Raw genomic sequence first — 1,022 nt, 5'->3', positions numbered from 1 at the left:
TCTTAGCCCTGTTCCTGAACGGGATTACGTGTAATCGAAGTCGCGAACGAAATTGCGAGATGCCTCCCTCTTCACGTGGGAGGCAGCTCCGGTGCAAGCAGCGCATGGCCGTGAGTTGTGGCCACTGCGTATCAAACACTGTGATGTTGGTTTCGTGCTCGCATTGCGTTTTCGAAATGAAGCAAAGCTCAGGATTGTCCCGTTCCTCAACTCGAACGGAAAGATTGTGGCCACAGTCAAATCTGCAAGTGGGTTGGCGTCAAAGCGCAAAGCATTGGCTTTAAGAGACAAACTTTGGCTGCCTCTATGCGGCAAAAGACCAATTTGCGTCGCCGCGAGATCGTGGTTCAGGCAACCAATCTTTGCTTGTAGGCGCGCCGATGTTCCGATGGGCATTTGCCTGTCCAGCGACGGCAGGCATGGCTGAACGAACTCAATTGTTGAAAGCCGAGCAGCCAGGCGATCTGAGAGGCCTGAAGCCCCTCCTGGAGGTAGCCGAGCGCCATCTCACGGCGCAGGCCGTCGAGTATCTCGCCAAAGGAAACTCCGTCCGCAGCCAGCCGTCGGGCAAACGTCCGTTCGCTTAGGCCCAGCCGCCTTGCCACGATGGCCGCATGCGCCTCGGCGTGAGGAAGAAGCGGGGCGATTGTGTTCTCGACCAGCGTGCGAAACGGACTTACGTTGGATGCCCGGACAGCGAGCGTATCCTCGCAGAGCTTGACCATTATTTCGTTGAGATGCGGGTCGTCTCCAACGATCGGTCGCTTCAGCAATGCTCCATCGAAGCTCAGTTGGTCGGCATAGGTATCGAACTCGACATCACAGCCAAATCTCTGCCGGATCGGACCAAGATTACCGATACGGTGATGGACGAAACTCGCGGACACCGGAACAATATGCTGGCCGAGAAGCTGGCGACACAGCCGCAGGAGCACCATTGCCAGAAACTCCGTCTGATGGCGATCCCTGTGGCGGGCAACACCTGAATAGGAAAGCGTTATCCGGCAGATTGCTCCCTGGTC

Annotated in this window: 1 protein-coding gene; it reads right to left on the bottom strand. The window is 56.8% G+C overall.

The window, feature by feature from the left end:
- Nucleotides 1-347: 347 nt before the first annotated feature.
- A partial coding sequence (locus ACXJ5O_RS28145; protein WP_457302785.1) for a helix-turn-helix domain-containing protein occupies nt 348-1,022 on the bottom strand: 675 nt, incomplete at its 5' end.

The sequence above is a fragment of the Phyllobacterium sp. P5_D12 genome (assembly GCF_054049495.1).
The sequence above is the reverse complement of the archived record's forward strand: the minus strand, read 5'-3'. Positions and strand labels throughout refer to the sequence as shown.